This is a genomic window from Aquirhabdus parva (genome assembly GCF_003351745.1).
Classification (GTDB): Bacteria; Pseudomonadota; Gammaproteobacteria; order Pseudomonadales; family Moraxellaceae; genus Aquirhabdus; species Aquirhabdus parva.
Map to the genome: position 1 here is coordinate 317,897 of NZ_CP031222.1, position 17,241 is coordinate 335,137.

General features: G+C 46.9%; 11 protein-coding genes and 1 pseudogene. 9 read left to right on the plus strand and 3 right to left on the minus strand.

The window, feature by feature from the left end:
- The first annotated feature begins 11 nt into the window (after positions 1-11).
- The 4 genes from HYN46_RS01445 to filF all read left to right on the plus strand — a co-directional run bounded on the left by HYN46_RS01445 (position 12) and on the right by filF (position 6,087).
- The gene (locus HYN46_RS01445) at positions 12-1,268 is read left to right on the plus strand and encodes a transporter (RefSeq protein ID WP_114897782.1); all 1,257 of its coding nucleotides are present in this window, start codon (positions 12-14) and stop codon (positions 1,266-1,268) included.
- 160 nt (positions 1,269-1,428) lie between these two features.
- Positions 1,429-3,084 (plus strand): putative pilus system OmpP1/FadL family transporter FilD, encoded by a 1,656-nt coding sequence (filD, locus tag HYN46_RS01450; RefSeq protein ID WP_114900513.1) that lies wholly within the window; start codon positions 1,429-1,431, stop codon positions 3,082-3,084.
- A 4-nt stretch (positions 3,085-3,088) separates the two neighbouring features.
- Entirely contained in the window at positions 3,089-4,009 is a 921-nt protein-coding gene (filE, locus tag HYN46_RS01455; protein ID WP_114897783.1) for a putative pilus assembly protein FilE, read from the plus strand.
- 62 nt (positions 4,010-4,071) lie between these two features.
- Positions 4,072-6,087, plus strand: coding sequence for a putative pilus system protein FilF (gene filF / locus HYN46_RS01460; RefSeq protein WP_162818058.1), 2,016 nt, complete (start codon positions 4,072-4,074; stop codon positions 6,085-6,087).
- Between the two features lie 64 nt (positions 6,088-6,151).
- On the opposite strand, the gene HYN46_RS01465 is transcribed toward filF, so the two are convergent.
- Entirely contained in the window at positions 6,152-6,715 is a 564-nt protein-coding gene (locus HYN46_RS01465; protein ID WP_114897785.1) for an NUDIX hydrolase, read from the minus strand.
- A gap of 270 nt (positions 6,716-6,985) precedes the next feature.
- On the opposite strand from HYN46_RS01465, the gene HYN46_RS01470 reads away from it, so the two are divergent.
- The gene (locus tag HYN46_RS01470; RefSeq protein ID WP_114897786.1) at positions 6,986-7,582 is read left to right on the plus strand and encodes an NUDIX hydrolase; all 597 of its coding nucleotides are present in this window, start codon (positions 6,986-6,988) and stop codon (positions 7,580-7,582) included.
- Positions 7,583-7,671: 89 nt separating this feature from the next.
- Positions 7,672-8,220 (plus strand): gamma carbonic anhydrase family protein, encoded by a 549-nt coding sequence (locus HYN46_RS01475; protein WP_114897787.1) that lies wholly within the window; start codon positions 7,672-7,674, stop codon positions 8,218-8,220.
- A 24-nt stretch (positions 8,221-8,244) separates the two neighbouring features.
- Here the strand turns inward: HYN46_RS01475 and HYN46_RS01480 are convergent, their stop codons facing one another.
- Together HYN46_RS01480 and HYN46_RS01485 are read right to left on the minus strand one after the other, a co-directional pair.
- The gene (locus HYN46_RS01480; RefSeq protein ID WP_114897788.1) at positions 8,245-9,180 is read right to left on the minus strand and encodes a response regulator transcription factor; all 936 of its coding nucleotides are present in this window, start codon (positions 9,178-9,180) and stop codon (positions 8,245-8,247) included.
- A complete protein-coding gene (locus tag HYN46_RS01485; RefSeq protein WP_114897789.1) occupies positions 9,177-12,728 on the minus strand; it encodes an ATP-binding protein in 3,552 nt (1,183 codons plus the stop codon). The genes HYN46_RS01480 and HYN46_RS01485 overlap by 4 nt, the downstream gene beginning before the upstream one ends.
- Before the next feature lie 355 nt (positions 12,729-13,083).
- Between HYN46_RS01485 and urtA the strand changes: the two are divergent.
- From urtA to urtC, 3 genes and pseudogenes are all read left to right on the plus strand, one after another.
- A pseudogene (gene urtA / locus HYN46_RS01490) lies at positions 13,084-14,232 on the plus strand (urea ABC transporter substrate-binding protein); the annotation flags it as partial.
- A gap of 181 nt (positions 14,233-14,413) precedes the next feature.
- Positions 14,414-16,042: an urea ABC transporter permease subunit UrtB gene (gene urtB / locus HYN46_RS01495; protein WP_228254854.1), complete on the plus strand. Its 1,629-nt coding sequence runs from the start codon at positions 14,414-14,416 to the stop codon at positions 16,040-16,042.
- A gap of 5 nt (positions 16,043-16,047) precedes the next feature.
- The gene (gene urtC / locus HYN46_RS01500; protein ID WP_114900515.1) at positions 16,048-17,148 is read left to right on the plus strand and encodes an urea ABC transporter permease subunit UrtC; all 1,101 of its coding nucleotides are present in this window, start codon (positions 16,048-16,050) and stop codon (positions 17,146-17,148) included.
- Positions 17,149-17,241 lie beyond the last annotated feature (93 nt).

Genomic DNA, 17,241 nt, shown 5'->3' on the forward strand with positions numbered 1-17,241 from the left:
TGGATGAAAATATGCAAAAGAACGTATGGGCTAAGAATGTAAGTCGCACCACGATCGCTGCGAGTGTAATCGCGGTGATGAGTGGTATGGGAGCATATGCTGCAGACGCTGATCCATCCAAAGCCCCTGCTGCACCAGCCAGCGCACCCGCACCGACTGCACCAGCGAATTCTGACGCACCAGCGGCAGCTGCTCCCGCACCAGGTGTACCTACTCCTGATGCAGCCGTACCGACGGCGAGTACAGTAGCTGCGCCAGCCGCAGGCGCCGCAACTCCTGCTCCTGTACAGCAGCCCACACCATCTATGGTTCCGACTGAAGCTTCTGCGAGTACCGCCAGTAGCGCACTCAAACAAAAAGCGACCGATACCACGGTCGAAAAAAACTTAGATCAGACCTTTAAAGCGTCAGAACGTCAATATTCCTTGTCTAAGGAAGGTTCTTATTCCCTGATTTATGACTTTGGCTATAGTTATTATGCCAATACCGCGCTTGATCTGGCTTTGGATTCAAGTAGCTCCACTATTAACCGACTCCGTGTTGAGAACAACGCACAGCATGCGATTACCAATACGTTCACTTTTCAGTATGGTTTACTGAATAACGTGACCTTGACTGCAGGCCTGCCTTTTGTGGCCAAAGTGAATCCGCCCAATGACACCAGTACCGTTGGACTGGGTGATGTGAACGTGGGTGCGCGTTGGCAGCCATTTCCATCAGGTACAACCCCTTTGCCGATTACACTGTTTGGAACAGTGACAGCACCTACCGGGGATAGTCCATACAAGATTAATCCTCAGACCGATTTGTCTACAGGCAGTGGCTATTATTCATTTGGTGGTGGTGTCAGTACCAGTAAATTTATTGATCCGATTGTGTTATTCGGAACCTTATCTGGAAACTATGGGTTAAATGTCAGTGGCTTAAATCAAGCGATTGGTAACCGAATTTTAAAATCCTTTACACCAGGCTATACCACTGGGATTGGTTTTGGTTTTGCGTATTCATTGAACTACGACGTTTCTCTGACCATTTCCTATCAACAAAGTTTCACTTTTGGTAGTGAATACAAGTTTACGAACGGTGATGTATCCAGATCCTCTGTAGCCAGCGCGGCAACGTTAAACTCCTCACTGGGTATTCGTGTGTCACCTAAAACGATCGTAAACGTCTCTTTAGGTTTTGGTTTAACCCCAGATTCACCCAATGTTTTGCTTGGCCTATCGCTCCCACTTGATTTCTTAGGCATTGGTCGTCAAGTGAAGTAAGGAGGCAAGCATGAATCTGCAGTCACTGATAAAGCGTGATCCTGATGGTGTTGGCTCTACGAGAATGGACTCAATTGAGAATAGTCGTTTTGGTCTGAAGAAAAGGACTGAGCAAACAAAAAAAATGAGCTTTAACATGGGTTTTTCTAGCAGTAAAGCAATGAGTCTTAAAGCGGTACCGGCATTGCTGTTGCTAGTCGTCAATCAGTTTGCACATGCTGAGCTTGCTCAAAATTTATCGGTTGATATCCGCTCTCTCTCTTTGGGTAACGCGGTAACCGCAGATCCACCAGGTATTAGTGCGATTCACTTTAACCCTGCAGGTTTGTCTCATATCCAAGGTTTACAAACTGATGTCCAAGGTTTGATGCTGAACCTTGATATTAAACGTGAATTCAGTGCGCCGCCAGGGTTTAACGTATTTGGTTATTCAGACGACCCTGTCGTCTGTGACGTACCTAAAACACAGGTAAACAGCAATGGATTGTGTCCAAACTTTAAGACCAGTTCGAGCAAAGTAAACGGTGTTTCGCTGTATGTGCCCATCCTAGATAAGTTTGTGAATTGGCCCGCGGGCCTGCCCGTGACCATTCCTTTTGCAGCGATTGCGTATCGTGCACCGGGCTCAAAAATTACTTATGCGGATGCGTTTTACGCACCACTTGCGGTGGGTTTCAATCAAAAAGATGGCGATCCCGGTAACTTTATGGGTCAGCAGGTTGCATTGGAGCGGATTACCTATCTCTCCCCATCTGCATCCTATCAAATCAGCGACAATCTATCGGTGGGTGCCTCCGTTGGTTTTAACTATGCTGCCGTGGCTTTAAAAACAGATTTACGCTTTCCCAATGAACTATTTGGTGTGCTGCGCTTAGTCGATGAGAACATCTGCGCGCCTTTTAAACAAAACGGTAGTATTGTTACTGACCTCTTGCTGTTCGGGCTGTGTAATGCGAAAGATACACTGGGGCCCTTTAAAAAAGTGGCAACGATGGAAGTTGCCATGCAGCAGACGCTATCACCCAGCTATAACTTAGGATTGCTTTGGGAACCGAGCAATGATTTTGCGTTCGGTATGGTCTACCAAAGCGGCGCGACTGAAAAACTCAAAGGTCATTATAAAGTGACCATTGATCCGGGCGCACCAGAACTGATTGCGGCATTGAACTCCTCCGTAACGGGTCAGGTTCTATCTGCACTTCTGGGTTTTCCGGGTGCCATTCCCACTACATCGGAGGGGATTGCGTCAATGACGCAAGAGTACCCAGCGCACTTTCAAGCGGGTATCAAATATAAAGTTTTCCCAGACTTACAAGTTAACTTTGACATAGGCTGGACCGATTATGCTGCCTGGCAGGGTTTGCCGATTGTATTCGACCGTCCCCTTGCAGTTCTCCAATTTGCAAAACTGCTGGCACCAGGCGTAACAGCGGACTCATTGACTGTACCACTGAATTACCAAAGTCCATGGAATTACGGAATAGGTATTGAGTATAGTATGACCGACCGTTTGAAATTACGGGCGGGATATGAGCCTCGCACCAGTGCGATTCCAGACAATCAACGCAGTACGCTGGTTCCCGTGAATGGTGCGCAGCTGTTTGGTTTAGGTCTAGGTTATCGATTTGATAAAGATACCGATATTGATCTAACCGCAGCGTTTATTCGCAGTAGAGATAGTATTCCTGCTAACACCAGTAATCTGTCTAACAGTACTGCTATCGATAACTTGATTTTGAATCCTTATGCAGGATTGGATGTGAAAACCAATACCAAAATTGCGATCCTCGGGATTGCCTATCGTACACGTTGGTGATGTGATGAGTTTATTGCGGTACTGTAATCGTCTCTTCCTATGTGTATCTGGGATCGTATTGCAGTATGCGGCACTTGATGTGGCTTTCATGAGTCAGGCTCATGCAGATGACGCAGAGTCCAAGTTTTATACCGTGATTGATTCTGATGGTCATATGCGCACTATTCAACGCGATACGGATCAAGCGCCGATATCTGCTAAGCCTGCGCCGAGTAAAGCGACGACACCAGAATCCCCAACGTTGACATTGAATGGTGAAAAGTACGTTGATAGTGATTATTTAGAGAAACGTGAATTTAATCTGGAGGGTAAATCCAGATTTTATCCTATCCCTGATGGTCTGGGCGGAACTGAGGTCATTGAACGTGTGCCTGGTGCAATTCAAAAGCCTCAAGTTGCACAGCCGACCATTCAAGCCAGTAAAGCCCCAGTCTTGGTGACGTTGTCTCCAAAATATCAGCGTGTCCCTGCTTCAGAAATTACCCCACTTATTAATAAGACCTGTCTGCCTGTTGCAGAGCTTCAGCAATCAAAATTACTTCGTGATCAATTGCTTATTTTGTGGCCACGTTCTGATAAGCCTGCGGTAAATCATAAGGCGAGTTTGAATTATGAGTTGGTTGAGTTTCGATCAGCCATAAAAGACATATCGCTACAATCTTTTGCACCTCTGAGCCAGCAATCTGCTTATTATTGGCCTTTGCCTATTTTTTTAGATGAGCGAGGCTGTGTATTGGAAGGGGTTAATGGCTTTTACCAAAAGAAACTCCCTGCAACATTGCTGCAACCTTCGATTTTAATCGGAACTTTACATGTGCCGGATCATACGCGTTATCTGATGCTGACACCGCTTGTTGAGGCGATTGATTTACCGGGGACTACATTATCCCCCGTCGGACAAGTGCGGTTATTGCCCCTGCGATAATGAATCGGTGTATGCCGTTTTAATTCGTAATTTATATGATTGATGAGATGAGGTTAATGAAAATGGACTTAAATAAACCGATGAATGAAGGGAAGTCTCAATTGATTGGACGTGTTGCATTACCAGCATTGTCGATCATGGCTTTGGCCGGTGCTTTAAGTGCTTGTGGGGGAGGCAGTAATAACTTAGCGGACCCTACCGTTTCACCAAGTACAGGCATCGTTGCTTGTACCGATACGACTAAATGTATTACGACACAGTTTATTGTCGACTCTCCTGTTGCAGGACTTAATTATACCTGCGGAACATACAACAATATCACAGATGCCACAGGCACCGTCTCTTGCGAAAATAATTCAAATATCACCTTCTTTTTACAATCCACCGATGCAAAACATAAGGTGACCTTGGGTACCTACAACTTAAAAAGAGGTGTTGCGACGCTGATTCGTATTACCCCTAATGATCTCGTTCCACCTTCAACACTTGCGATAGGTACCATTACTGCGGGTGCAGTTAATATTACCCAATTGCTTGAGACGCTCAGAAGTCCGAATTATTCCTATAATCCCAGCGAGCCAACGAGTCGTTTAGTGCTTGATAGCACGGTTAAAGATGCGATGAACGCGCTCACTAAAGATATCGCCGCAACCGATATGTCAAACGGCACGTTTATCGATACCTTTCAGCCGATCCTGACGCAATTGGGTCGTACACTGATTTCGAAGGACGACGCAACTGCGCGACTAAATCAAGGTTTACAAGCCTTACAAGCGGGTTCGTATTACACCTCGCCAGCGCTTATTTTGAGTGGTCTGCTGGGTGGGGCGGATGTCGCAACGCAGGCTACAGGGATCGCGACCAATGATAAGGCATTATTAGGCCTGTATAACGTGATTGATCGCAGTGGATTCTTGATTGGTCAGGGTGCAGAGTGGAATGGTGATACCTCGCCTAAAGACAGTACAGGAACAGCTACCCCCTATAATTTATTGACCAATGGATCAGGATTCACGCGACTCTCTTTAAGTAATAGTTCGGTGAACGCTCCTTCATTCTTAAATCCAGTCAATAATTTTGTGAACAGCAACTATGTCTGGCAACCCGAGGCAGTCACGCTGAATGCCAATGGGTTTTGGCAACCGCAGACAAATACCCTATTAGGTACAGCGACATTTACCAATGGTCGTTTGATCGGTGGGACGTATATTGTTGGAAACAATACGTTATGGCAAAACGTGACTCAGCCATCACCGGCAGCCACAGCGCCTGTTAACGAGATCGCGACTTGGAAGCAAGGAAATAATTCCAACCCCAGTTACTATAACGGCACCATGACGTTAACCAAATCGCGAAGCGTAGACAGTTTTTTAGACCCTGTAGTCTTCAAAACCGCATCGAATGTCGGTCCGGGAAATAAAGCGATTTTCCCATTGTATGCCACATTGACGTTTCACTATACCAATACCACCAATTGTACGGCGGGCTGTGTACTTGGAACCCAAGGCATTGTGATTCTGGCGAATGGTAATATCATTACCGATATGAAACAGGATTGCAGCCCTGCAGATCCAACGACACTGTTAAGCCCATCAGCTGATCCGACCAAACCTACTCAGCAAAAGCGTATTGGTCTAATCGGTGCGGCCTTCCAAGGTGTATCAAACATCAACAACTTATATATCAGTCCATTAATCATGCTGAGTGGTCATGAGTTTGATCAACTTGATAGTAACGGTGTGGTTACAGGCACTTTAGATGGAATTCAAGTCGGTACATTAAGCACGATCATTTCCCAAGTGAATTCTGTCAAAGTGAATGTGGCAGGGATTTCAAGCCGTAATATCAATATCAGTGATAATACCAACGTCACAACAACAGACTCACAAACAGGTGTTGTCACCGTGGTCAGTACTGGTGAGCAAAGTGTACTTCCAGCGGCATACACGAATTTTTATGATTCGTGGAATTCGTTGAAATCTACTCAAGCTGCAACTGATACGGCGATTACTGCGCGGAGTAAAGGAACTGTAACCATGGCGTTGACTCAGTGTTATGCACAGCCTATAGGTAAGTAATATAGGCCTAAAAAAAGAGACCTTAGCGGTCTCTTTTTTTATGAGTGGCGTTGAGTAGGATAGATTACTCTATGACGGTATCGTCACCTGAAATCGTTTCTAGATGAAATGGCACTTGATCCTTAGCAAAGTCATAGGTCTTACGGTCATGGTAGTAATGCTTGAGCGTGCGGTAGATGCTGGGGAATGCCAGACTGTCCCACGGGATATCGGCTTCATCAAATAATGCACACTCTAGGCTCTCTTCACCAGCACCAAAAGCCCCTTCTTCAAGCTGTCCTTTGAACAGCATATAGACTTGCCCAATTCTGGGAATGTTGTAGCTGCAATAGAGCTGATCGATGGCAACCTTGCCCTCGGCTTCCTCCCAAGTTTCACGTGCAGCGCCCTGTTCCATGGTTTCTTGTAGCTCCATAAAACCAGCAGGCAGTGTCCAGAGTCCGTAACGAGGCTCTATGGCACGGCGGCAGAGCAGAACTTTGTCTTTCCACAGGGCAAGCGCACCGCAAATGATTTTGGGGTTTTCGTAGTGAATGAAGCCACAATTGGGACAGACCTCACGGTAGTGTGAGTCACCTGCGGGAATGGCTTTCTCGGTTGCATGACCACATTTCAAACAAAAAGACATAAAGCCTGTTCCTAAACCTAGCCCTAAAAACGGGCATTTCTAATCAACCCTGCATCACTGCATCTGGTCACTCTGGATGACCGTCAACGATATCAAACAACCATTCAAAATCCCAGAACTATTGTCTGCAAACCCAGTCGATAAACTGCGATAATGCAGATGAAATCAAGTCAGAATAACGAAAAACTGCTAGTTTGCACTCAAGGATAAATTTAAGATTTAAATATGAAAAAATACTTAACTTTACCTAAATTTAGAAGTCATCGAACCATGCATTCCGAGCCTGCAGCGGCATCATCGTTATTGGCTCGCCTAGAGTCACAGCTGCGCTTTGCCAAGCATCGTACCATGGCCGATGCCGCAGTGTTATTGGCAATGACGGATGAAGATGATCCACAGATTTTGTTGTCTAAGCGAGCCGTGCATTTGAATCAGCATGCGGGAGAGGTTTCCTTTCCGGGTGGCAAGCGCGATCCGAGTGATACCAGCAATATTGCTGTGGCGCTGCGGGAGGCGTGGGAAGAGACGGCATTAGACCCATTTTCAGTGCGTTTATTGGGTGAGCTCCCGACACAAAAGGCACGCAGTGGTTTGCGTGTGAAGCCGATTGTTGGGGTTATTCCGCGCGATGCAGTATTGGTGGCTCAGCCTGATGAAATTGAGAAACTATTCTTCGTGCGTCTGTCTTTTTTATTGAATGAAAAACCCACTCAATACCGTGTACAAATGAAAGCTGGCGCATTTGTTGTTCCCAGTTTTCAGGTGGAGAATGAAGTGGTTTGGGGTTTAACAGGACGGATCTTGGTCGATCTGGTTCGGTATGGTCTAGGCAAAAAAATTGATTGGCCTATCTTTTATGTGAAATGACTGCTATTTCGGACATCGCTGATGAGTCTAGTCTGATCGTGCGCTCGTGGTAGTACTACTGTTTATCGGATTCAAATGGAGTTGCGTGTATGTTGTATTGTTTTGAAGAGTATTGCCCCACGACTACGGTTGATTCTGCAGAAACAGCATGGGAAGGGTGGGTTGCGGACAGCGCAGCGGTGATTGGGCAGGTGCGATTAGGTCAGTCGGTCAGTGTCTGGTTTGGTGCAGTGATTCGTGGCGACAACGCGCTGATTGAGATTGGCGACTTTAGTAATATTCAAGAAAATTCCGTGCTGCATACTGATGCTGGAATTACCTTGAGCATTGGACAATACGTAACGGTGGGTCATCAAGTGACATTACATGGTTGCCAAATTGGCGACAATAGTTTGATCGGAATCAATGCGGTAATCCTTAATCATGCAGTCATCGGCAAAAACTGCATCATTGGCGCGAATGCCCTGATTCCAGAGCGGATGGTAATTCCTGACAACTCTATAGTGATGGGCTCGCCGGGTAAGATTGTGAAACCCGCGAGCGAAGCAGTAGAAGCGATGATTCGTATGAGCGCATTGCATTATGCAGAGCATTGTAAGCGTTTTAAAACCGGGCTACGCATCCATACCTTTGAATAAAGAACGTGTAGACAACGACATCGTTTAAATGGCGTCCACGCGTTGTCGAATCTTTGAGGCGATCATGGATGCTGCTGCCGTTCGGGTTTCTACACCCAATTTGGTAAAAATATGCTCAAGGTGCTTGTTTACAGTACGAGGGCTGAGTTCGAGAATTTCTCCGATATCGCGGTTGGTTTTGCCTAAGGTGACCCAGTGAATGACTTCAGCTTCACGGTGGGTGAGCCCACAGATCTGCATGATGAGTTCTGGCGTGGGAGTCATATCTTTAGGCGCATCGATTTCTTTGAGTAAGATCAGTTGTGTCCCGTCGTTTGTCCCGCCGAGTTTACTCAAGATTAAGCGTTGGTCTTGCCAGTTGAGGGTTAGAGATTCGAGCTCGGGCTGTTGAAGCCAATTAAAAATCTCTAGCGGTGGCTCATTGTTTTGCCAACTCGCCGCCCAATCATAATGCGCAAGCAAATGCATGGCGGCATCGGTTTGCCAACGTAATTTCCCGGTTTGTGATACGGCTAGGATTGCAACTTTTGCAGCATCGATGGCTTGTCTGTTTTGACTGGCGAGGCGTGAATTTTTGATATGAGTTGCGAGCCTGGCCAAAACTTCACTGGGCCTGATAGGCTTAGTGACATAATCGACACCACCTGCCTCAAAACCATTAACCACATATTCACTTTCCGTCAGACCTGTCATAAAAATGACTGGAATATATTGGGTTAGAGGGTTGGTCTTTAGCAAACGACAGGTTTCAAACCCGTTTAAACCCGGCATCAACGCATCCAGCAGGATCGCATCAGGGGTGAACTTGGCAACACGCTCAAGCGCCGTTTGACCATCGGTTGCCACCAATACGGTATAACCCGCCTGCTCAAGCATCGTATGCAAGAGTGAGAGGTTTTCGGGGGCATCATCCACAATCAATACCACAGCATTATGAGGATTAGGTAGGGAGCTTATCATTCACGCTCCCCCGTTTTTAAGAGTCGAATCAATGCCGGAAATCGAAAATGAATGGCATATTCACGCAGTAGACGGGTCAGGGGAAGTACCTCCGGCTGCAGCGCTTCAATGTGATCCAAGGTATTGAGTAGCCCGCGGACATAACCCATATGCGCCAGATCCACAAGTGATTGGTGGTCATCCTGAGAGAGAACATGGTTCAAAATATGTTTAATCTCCACATCGATATCTATAGGGCTCGCTGAGGGGGTATCGCGCTGATGGATATGATCCTCAGAGGGGATAATACCTTCTTCTTGAATAGAGTCAGCGTCATGGATGATTTGATGAGCGTCTTCTGTAGCGCTTGAAGGGGATATCCATTCGAGATCCAAAACCCGATGAATTTTATCAAGTAATTTAGTGAAATCTATGGGTTTTGCCAAGAAGTCGCTTTCCGCAATTCCGGCGGAGTTTTCTTTGCCGCGTTCAAAGGCATTGGCAGACACGATTAATATCGGTGCAAAGCTGAGATGGTTACGCCGTAGTAATTCACTGGTTTGCCAGCCATCCATCATCGGCATGTTGATGTCCATAATAATCAAAGCGGGCTGAAATTCGGCAACAAGACGTAAGCATTCGATCCCTGAAACGGCTTCTTGGACGATAAAGCCCAGTTTGCTGAGCAGTTTAGAGAGTAACTCACGATCATTAGGCTCGTTATCTACAACCAAGATGCGTAAGCGTTCACCGCGATAGCCTGAAATATCGGTCACATCTTCGAGCGGGATATGCTGAGGCAAACGCACTGCGGGTAAGAACAAACGCAACTGAAACGTACTGCCCACGTCTAAGGTGCTTGATACCGTGAGCTCCCCACCGAGTAAATCCGTCAGTAGTTTAGAGATCGTGAGTCCCAGACCCGTACCACTTACGGATGGAGAGTTTGCTGAAATGCCCCCACCACGTTCAAACGGACTAAAGATACGCTGTAAATCATGTTCAGGAATGCCGCATCCGGAATCCTGAATTTCAAAGATTGCCGTTACCGAGCGATAGTAAACGCGGAGGACGACTTCGCCTTGTTGGGTAAATTTAATGGCGTTGCCTAAGATATTAATCAGGATTTGTTCGAGTCGTTTTTGGTCCACCCTGACAAAGATCGGCAGTTGCTCCGAGATATGGCTGATGAATCTGATGCCCTTATCAGCAGCCTGCGGTTGAAACATGCTGATAATCTGCTGGATGAAAATCGGCAAATTGATCTCGATTGTTTCGAGTTTCAATTTACCACTTTCAATGCTGGCGAGATCCAGAAGGCCATCAACCAACGAGACGAGGTGCGAGCCACTACGTTTAATGATATCGAGTGATTTCTTGTTCTCATGAGACAAGGTGCTGTCTTGCATCAACAGTTGGGCATAACCCAAGATACTGTTCAGCGGTGTGCGAATCTCGTGGCTTATGCCCGTGATATAGCGACTTTTTGCCCGGTTGGCGCTGTCGGCATTTTTGGTAGCAGCTTGGAGCTGAGTGTCTGTTTCTTGGTGAGCACTGATTTCTTCCATCAACAGACTGGTTTGGCGATTGGATTCGGATTGGGCGACGCTGCGACTCTCTTGGGTGAGTGTTAACCACCATGAACCGACACAGATCAAGACAAACAGCAGTGCAAAAATTTTGATAAATAAGAAGCGCAATTGCTCTTGAAGCACGATGGATGTGGATACGCCTGTGGACTGGATCTCTTGAATATAGAGTAAACCCAGCATCGCACCCATGATCAGTGATAGTGTCACCACAACCAGAATATAAATACCGAGCCGTGTATTGACTTTACTGGCAACTGAACGCGGTAAGAATCTACGCATTGCATCCGAGAATTGAACCGCTAGCCGCGCGTCGGGTTTGCACAGATCATGGCAGCGCACATCCAGTGAGCAGCACAGTGAGCAAATCGGACCGCTATAGGCTGGACAATGTGCCATATCCTCAGATTCGTAGGTTTTTTCACAAATACAGCAACTGCTATTAGCAGCCAGGTGGCTAGGGCGCTTTCGCGCAATGTAGTAACGACCTTTCGTGAGCCATGCAATCAGCGGTGTGCAGAGCATAGCGCTACCCAAGGCGATAAAGGAGGCGAGGGCCTTAGCCGTTTCACCAAAAACACCGCAAAATGCCGTAATCGATAAAATCGAGGCGAACACCATTGAAATCACGCCCACAGGGTTGACATCAAAGAGATACGCCCGGCGAAATTCGATACCTTTGGGGCTTAAACCAAGCGGTTTATTGATCACTAGATCTGCGACCAGAGTACCGATCCAGGCAATAGGTAAATTGGCATAGAGGCCAAGCACTTGTTCAATCGCGCGAAATACTCCCATTTCCATGAGCAAAATGGCGATCAGCACGTTAAACACGAGCCATACCACGCGTCCCGGATGACTATGGGTGAGGCGAGAAAAGAAGTTTGACCATGCAAGGGAGCCTGCATAAGCATTGGTCACGTTAATTTTGATCTGAGAAATCACCACCAGTAAGACGGTCACAGCAAGAGCAACTTGGGGATTGCTAAAAATAAAGGTATAGGCAATCCAATACATTTGCGCAGGTTCAGCGGCATGTTCAATCGGCGTGTGATATTGCAGCGCCAGATACATGAGCAGCACTCCGCCTAGCATCTTCAGCACACCCAAGAAGATCCAGCCGGGTCCTGCAAACATCATGGCAAAGTTCCAGCGCCATTTATTCTGTTTGGTCTTTTCAGGCAAAAAACGTAAATAGTCGGCTTGCTCGCCCACTTGCGCAATCAGTGCAAAGATCAGCGTCGATGCAGCGCCAAAGGATAGGAGGTTGAAAGCATTGTTTCCACGTGGTGTATGGTCACTGTTGAACCCCGTAAAAGAGGTGACCTCACTGATCAATGTCGGATGTTGAATCAACACAAATATAAAGGGCGTGATCATTAAAATCAGCCACAACGGTAATGTCCATACGTGCAAGCGGCTAATCATGGTGATGCCGCGCATCGCGATGGGCACAACGACCAAGGCGCTGACCAGATAGGCGATGGGCAAGGGCATATCAAAATACAGCTTGAGCGCCATGGCCATGATCGATGCTTCGATGGCAAATAAAATAAAGGTAAAGGAGGCGTAGATCAGTGAGGTTAATGTGGAACCCAGATAACCAAAACCCGCACCACGTGTCAGCAAATCCATATCCACGGCATAGCGCGAACAGTAATAGCTAATCGGCAAACTGCTTAAGAAAATAATCAGCGATACCACCAAGATGGCGCATACCGCATTGGTAAACCCGTAGTTCAACGCAATTGTGCCACCAATCGCTTCAAGCGCTAAGAAGGCCACCGCGCCATAAGCGGTATTGGCAACACGGGCAATGGACCACTTACGCATGCTACGCGGTGTAAAGCGGAGCGCATAGTCCTCTAGAGTCTCATCAGCAACCCAAATATTATAATCGCGCCTGATTTTGATAATTCGCTGCGGCGCGATGGGCTTCTTCTCTGTAGCTTGATGATTTAGTGCGTCATTCACAGTCATGGACAACCATCAGTGTTTAAGGGTTTATAAATATTACATTTTGCATCGTCTGACGGACTCTTTTTAAGTCATCTCATGGTCAGGGTTGCTACTTTTACATGGTCGACGCACGATAAAAGCACAGATTGCCGACTCCCTCTACGCATGGCTATACGGTAAGTGACGTATAGCTCGATAGCATAATTACGCATAAGGTTATACCAAGCAGCAACAATATGCTCGGGTAACACTTAATCAAAGTACGTATTCAATCAAAGCAAGTATTCGGAGTGATCACAACATGATAAGTCGTCGTAATTTTATGCTGACCGCAGTCACCACCGCATTGGCATTAAGCACAAGCCTGGTTCAGGCTGCAGATACTATTAAAGTCGGGGTGTTACATTCATTATCTGGCACGATGGCGATTTCAGAAACCTCTCTGAAAAATACCGCGCTCATGGCAATTGAAGAAATTAATGCCAAAGGCGGTTTGCTTGGTAAAAAATTAGAACCTGTTGTGGTTGATCCTGCCTCTAACTGGCCACTGTTCGCGGAGAAAACCCGCCAACTGCTCACCAAAGATAAAGTCGATGTCATTTTTGGTTGCTGGACTTCTGTATCCCGTAAATCAGTATTGCCTGTCGTTGAGGAGCTAAATGGCCTGCTGTTCTACCCTGTGCAATATGAAGGCCAAGAACTATCTAAAAACATTTTCTACACTGGCGCTGCGCCAAACCAGCAAGCGATTCCAGCGGTTGAGTACTTGATGAGTCCGAAAGGCGGCAGTGCAAAACGCTTCTTTCTACTGGGTACAGACTACGTCTATCCACGGACTACCAACAAGATTCTCCGTGCCTTCCTGAAATCAAAAGGCGTTGCTGATTCAGACATTATGGAAGTGTACACCCCATTTGGTTTCAGCGATTATCAAACCATCGTGGGCAATATCAAGAAATTTTCGGTTGGTAAGAAAACTGCCGTTATTTCAACAGTGAATGGTGACTCAAACGTACCGTTCTACAAAGAATTGGGTAACCAAGGTCTGAAATCAACACAGGTTCCTGTCGTTGCATTCTCTGTCGGTGAAGAAGAGTTGCGTGGTATCGATACTAAGCCTTTGGTGGGTAACCTTGCTGCATGGAACTACTTCATGTCGGTGAAGAATCCAGTTAACACTGCGTTTATTGCCAAATATCGTGCTTGGGCTGCTAAAAACAATGTGCCTAATGCGGATAAAGTCGTGACTAATGATCCGATGGAAGCGACCTATGTGGGGATCAACATGTGGGCCCAAGCGGTGAAAAAAGCCGGTACAACCAATGTAGATAAAGTACGTGATGCCATGGCTGGACAGTCTTTCGCAGCACCATCTGGCTATACCTTAACCATGGATGAGACTAACCATCATCTGCATAAGCCCGTCATGATTGGTGAAGTCCGTGCCGATGGTCAGTTTAACGTGGTCTACAAGACACCAACGACGATTAGAGCTGAGCCATGGAGTCCTTACGTTCCTAAATAAGTTAATTTTGAGTAGAAGTTAACGATTTTTTTTGAGTTATGCGTTTTTGCCTGTGCAAACCAGAGAGATTGACGCACTGACCTCTCTGGTTTTTTTTTGAAAGATTTTTGAATGCTCGACTGATTGATGCGTGAAAAATCTTTGCGTTTGAATTTTATATCCTGATTGTCTGGAGCAGATTATGTTGCGTCCCATGCTCACCCTTTTGTTATCTATCAGCTGTTTGTCGCCTGTCTTTGCCGATGACGTCGTCACGCCCGTTGCCCCTGTAAGCACAGCAGTAGACGCGGTTGCAATCTCTCCGGTGTCGAAGTTTGTGTTGGCTGATTTTGATGGGCAGATGGCACTGATTGAACATTGGCCTGATTCTCCGGCGTCATTGGAGAATTTATTCACCGCCCTTGAAAATGATCAGCTCTATGCCGATGCCAAAGGCCATGCCTATTTGATGCAAAGTGATGGCACGTTTACCGACTATGTGACTGATCAAAAAGCTAATGTTTCTGCAGACGCATTAACGGCGATCAGCTTGAATAATGCGATGCGGACGGCGATAGATGAACATCGTGCCAAAGCAGGGCTTATGGCGGCAGATGTGGCGACCAGACAAGCTGCGGCGACAACATTAGCGGCTGATCCGCTCAGCGTCGATGATGCGATTTTGACCGAGCGACTTAAAGTCGAAAAAGCGCCAAGTGTGCTTGCGATCCTGACGCGCATTCAAGCCCAAAAAGATATGGCTTCAGGGGATGCCAAACGCGAGCTTGCGGGTGCGGAGTCTTTGGCGAGCAGCAATGATCCAGAGATTCTTAATCTTGTGCAAGAAAAACTGGCTGATCCGAGCATTTCACCAACGCTCAAGGCGGCGCTAACCAGTGCCGAGCACAAAATTGCGCTCAAGATCAAAGGCAGTGAGTGGGGCGGTTATTTGTTTTCAGGCTTAAGCATGGCAAGTATTTTATTGCTTGCAGCACTGGGACTTGCGATTACGTATGGCTTGCTGGGTGTCATCAATATGGCGCACGGTGAGCTGATCATGATTGGCGCCTATACCACCTACGTGATGCAGGGATTATTCAATCATTATTTGCCGAGCATTGCCGATGGTTATTTGTTTGCTGCCATTCCTGCTGCATTTCTGGTCAGTGCGGTCATTGGCATGATCATTGAGCGGATCGTGATTCGCCCTCTCTACGGCCGTCAATTAGAGACCTTGCTTGCGACATTCGGGGTGAGTTTGATCCTAATGCAATTGGTACGCATGATTTTTGGTGCGCAAAACGTTGAAGTCGCCAATGCGTCTTGGATGAGTGGCGGGGTCATCATATCCCCCTCACTCACCTTACCTTATAGCCGCATTGCGATTATTGGTTTTACGCTTGCAGTATTGCTTGCTGTGAAGTGGCTGATTTCAGGGACACGTTTTGGATTGTTTGTCCGTGCCGTGACACAGAACCGTCAAATGGCACGTGCAATCGGTGTGCGTTCAAGTCGTATCGACATGCTCGCGTTCGGTCTGGGTTCTGGCCTTGCGGGTCTTGCGGGCTGTGCGTTATCGCAAATCGGTAATGTGGGCCCTGATCTTGGGCAGAACTATATTGTTGATGCCTTCTTAGTTGTGGTGGTGGGGGGAGTGGGCCAGTTGCTTGGGGCAATGCTGGCTGCATTTGGACTTGGTGTATCCGGCAAGTTCTTGGAAGTGATGATGGGTGCAGTGCTCGCCAAAATATTGTTATTAGGCTTGATTATTCTGTTTATTCAACGTCGTCCGCAAGGTTTGTTTGCGGTGAAAGGTCGATTCGTGGAGTAATAATGATGATCATCTCGAATGTTTTGAAGCTATTTGCGGGCAATAAGTGGGGTGCTGTAAGTATTGCTGTCAGCTTTTTGATTTTGCTGCTCTTACCCCTTTTGCATCTGTTGCCCAGTGATTCAGCGTTTTATCTGTCCGCTTACTGGATCACCTTGCTGGGCAAGATTATGTGTTTTGCATTGGTCGCTTTGGCCTTGGATTTGGTCTGGGGTTATGCGGGTATTTTGAGTCTGGGACATGGTTTATATTTTGCACTTGGGGGGTATTGCTTCGGGATGTATCTGATGCGTGAAGCATCTCCAGATGCATTACCACCGTTTATGGTGTTCCTCGACTGGAAAGCCTTACCTTGGTATTGGACAGGTTCTCAGCACTTGTGGTGGGCAAGTTTATTGGTGATTCTCGTTCCGGGTTTAGTTGCATTCATTTTTGGCTACTTTGCATTTCGTTCAAAAATCAAAGGCGTTTATTTCTCCATCATCACCCAAGCCATGACGTTTGCGGCGACCTTACTGTTCTTTCGTAATGAGACAGGATTTGGCGGAAACAATGGCTTTACCGGTTTCACCACGATCATGGGGTATTCGATTACTTCACCAACCACGCGTGTCGTGCTTTGTATGTTGACTGCCGTGTCCTTGATGCTGTGTTTTGTCGGATTGCGCTATCTGATGTCGCTTCCTTTTGGGCGTGTGCTCGGTGCTGTTCGCGATAGTGAGAATCGTCTGCGCTTTTTGGGATATCGCACCCAGTGGTACAAGCTCACGGCTTGGACATTATCTGCCGTGATCGCTGGGATTGCGGGTGCGCTCTATGTGCCACAAGTCGGGATCATCAATCCCAGTGAGATGGGGGCATCCAATTCAATCGAGATGGCAGTTTGGGTCGCTATGGGTGGGCGTGGCACATTGATTGGACCGTTGCTGGGTGCTGGGATTGTGAATGCGGCAAAGAGCTATTTTACCGTGGCTTATCCAGAAGTCTGGTTATTGCTGCTGGGTGGATTATTCATTGTGGTGACCTTGTTTCTGCCATACGGCATCGTTGGCTTGTTTAAACAACTGCAACACAGCAAGTTTTTTGCAAAGCGTGAGGGTAAATAAAGATGATGACTGCACAACATGCACTGCAACAGACAAGCAAACCTTCCAATGCCAATGCTATATACGCGGAGCAAGACCTGCTGATTGGTGATG

What these genes read in the sequence shown, in the direction of transcription:
- filE (WP_114897783.1), top strand. Translation starts at nt 3,089, where the DNA reads ATGAGTTTATTGCGGTACTGTAATCGTCTCTTCCTATGTGTATCTGGG.
- HYN46_RS01465 (WP_114897785.1), bottom strand. Translation starts at nt 6,715, where the DNA reads ATGTCTTTTTGTTTGAAATGTGGTCATGCAACCGAGAAAGCCATTCCC.
- urtC (WP_114900515.1), top strand. Translation starts at nt 16,048, where the DNA reads ATGATCATCTCGAATGTTTTGAAGCTATTTGCGGGCAATAAGTGGGGT.
- HYN46_RS01445 (WP_114897782.1), top strand. Translation starts at nt 12, where the DNA reads ATGCAAAAGAACGTATGGGCTAAGAATGTAAGTCGCACCACGATCGCT.
- HYN46_RS01470 (WP_114897786.1), top strand. Translation starts at nt 6,986, where the DNA reads ATGCATTCCGAGCCTGCAGCGGCATCATCGTTATTGGCTCGCCTAGAG.
- filF (WP_162818058.1), top strand. Translation starts at nt 4,072, where the DNA reads ATGGACTTAAATAAACCGATGAATGAAGGGAAGTCTCAATTGATTGGA.
- HYN46_RS01475 (WP_114897787.1), top strand. Translation starts at nt 7,672, where the DNA reads ATGTTGTATTGTTTTGAAGAGTATTGCCCCACGACTACGGTTGATTCT.
- HYN46_RS01480 (WP_114897788.1), bottom strand. Translation starts at nt 9,180, where the DNA reads ATGATAAGCTCCCTACCTAATCCTCATAATGCTGTGGTATTGATTGTG.
- HYN46_RS01485 (WP_114897789.1), bottom strand. Translation starts at nt 12,728, where the DNA reads ATGACTGTGAATGACGCACTAAATCATCAAGCTACAGAGAAGAAGCCC.
- urtB (WP_228254854.1), top strand. Translation starts at nt 14,414, where the DNA reads ATGTTGCGTCCCATGCTCACCCTTTTGTTATCTATCAGCTGTTTGTCG.
- filD (WP_114900513.1), top strand. Translation starts at nt 1,429, where the DNA reads ATGAGTCTTAAAGCGGTACCGGCATTGCTGTTGCTAGTCGTCAATCAG.